This window comes from Nocardia sp. NPDC058497, from assembly GCF_042720195.1.
GTDB lineage: Bacteria > Actinomycetota > Actinomycetes > Mycobacteriales > Mycobacteriaceae > Nocardia.
Genome location: NZ_JBHXMY010000844.1, coordinates 1 through 1,910, shown reverse-complemented (window position 1 = coordinate 1,910; position 1,910 = coordinate 1). Strand labels below are relative to the sequence as shown.

The window sequence follows — 1,910 nt, the reverse complement described above, 5'->3', positions numbered from 1 at the left end:
CGGGGGGCCCGTTCTTAACGCGGGGCTGTATTTCGTGGTGCACCAGGTCAACGTGGTCGGGATGTTCGGGGCCGGGGTGTGCGGGCTCTACGCCCGACGGGATGCCGCCGACACCCGGCAGATACACCGGCGGGGTACCGAGTTTCGGGGCAGCCGGGGCCTTGGCGACCACCGTGGTGTGCATGAGATAGACGTTGTAGGTGGACCATTGGGACACGGTGAAGAACAGGTCGTTGCCCGACGACCACGGGTGCATGTGCGCACCGTAGACGTAGGGGTAGTCCTTGCCGGACACGACGACCTCGGGGTCGGTCCACGGACCCATCGGGTTCACGGCCTGGCGCAACACGATGCCGTTGTCGAGAATGTCGGTCGACATCATCAGCCAGCGGCCGATGCTCACGTTGTACTGCACCGACACCTCGCCGACCGCACCGGTGACGATCGCGGCGGGCGGACTGGTCGGATCGGATGTCCACTCCGCACCGGTCCACAGCTGCCAGGCAGCCTTGTCGAGAATTCGCTCCGGTGCGACGCGGGCGACGAACACGCCACCGATGCGCCCCTGCGGCGTGCCGTACATGTAGACGAACCCGTCAGGCCCCTTGGTGATGGCGGGCATCTGGAACGCCCAGCCGGTGCCCGCGTTCAGCCAGACCGCGCCTTTGTCCTTGGTCCAGGACTGGCCGCCGTCGTCGGAGTAGGCGATGCCGGAGTAGTTGCTCACCCAGCTGCCCGAGGTCGAACCCCATTCGCGGATGGAGGAATACGCCAGGAACTGGCGGTCGCCGATCGACAGCCCCGAGGTCGGCAGGGTGGTGATCTCGCTGCCGTCGACCTTGCGGCTGGTCAACACCTGGCCCGCGTGGCCTGGGCGGTCCTCGACGAAGGAGTCGAGCTTCATCCCGTGCTCGAGATCGCGATTGCTCGACACCGCGAGTGTATTGCTGCGCCAGTCGAATCCGCGCGGACCCTGGGTGCCGGTGTCGCCCGCGGTGCCGGCGGCGGTGGTGTCGCCCTCGTTGAGATTGAGAAACGGCAGGCCGGGGAACTTCAGCAGTTCCGGGATCACCGGCAAGGTGAGGCCTTTGGAACTGATCAGCGGCGGCTGGTCGCTGGGCTGGATCCCGGGACGCGAGCCGCCGAAGGAGTCACCGAACGCGGTGAACACCTTGTCGTTTCCGGCGTCCCAGCTCACGGCATAGCCCGCTCCGCTGACGCCGTGCGCGACATCGGTCCCGCTGGTCGAGCCGGCGCCGGTCACCTTCGCGACGAACGCGTTGGTGACACCGGCGCCTTCGGGAACCTGCGGAAGGCCGCCGCCGGTACCCGCCGTACTCGGTGCGGCCGCGCCGGTTCCGTTGGGCGCCAGCGAAACACCGGGGAAGTTCGGTGCCGCCGCAGGCGCACCGGGCAGCACCTTCGAACCCGGCGTGACGAGCCCGGGCAGGCCGGGTGCGGGGGGAACCAGCATCTTGTCACCACCGCCGGACGGTAGGTCGAGTGTTTGCTGGGCGCCCAGTTCCGGCGAGGCAGCCGCGGGAGCATCCCGGGAGCCGTCCGACGAACACCCTGTCGCGGCGACGGCGACCAGCACGGTCGCGAGGGTGACCGCTCGCGGTCCGCGACCACAGCGCGCTCTGCGCGTAATCAGGTACTACTTCCGTTCGAATTCGTTGAATGGGTGACGGGGTTCAGCGCGAGTAGAGGGCGGCCTGCTCGTGGACGGCCGCCGCGAAGTCGGGCGAACCATTCACTACGGCAACACCTTTGGCCCAGCCCTCGGCGACGGACAGGTCGCCGCCCGCGGCGCACAGCAGCCTGGCTACCGACAGCGCGGCGTCGTCGAGGTTGTCCGGGCTCGGACCAACCTCATTGCGGGCGCCGGTCGACCACAGCACCCCCACCAG

The 1,910-nt window shown here is 68.5% G+C and carries 1 protein-coding gene and 1 pseudogene; both read right to left on the bottom strand.

Annotated features, from left to right (window positions below):
* On the bottom strand, positions 1–1,597 hold a 1,597-nt coding region (locus ACFWPJ_RS31670), incomplete at its 3' end, for a DUF4185 domain-containing protein (RefSeq protein WP_378857028.1).
* A 97-nt stretch (positions 1,598–1,694) separates the two neighbouring features.
* A pseudogene (locus ACFWPJ_RS31665) lies at positions 1,695–1,910 on the bottom strand (hypothetical protein); the annotation flags it as partial.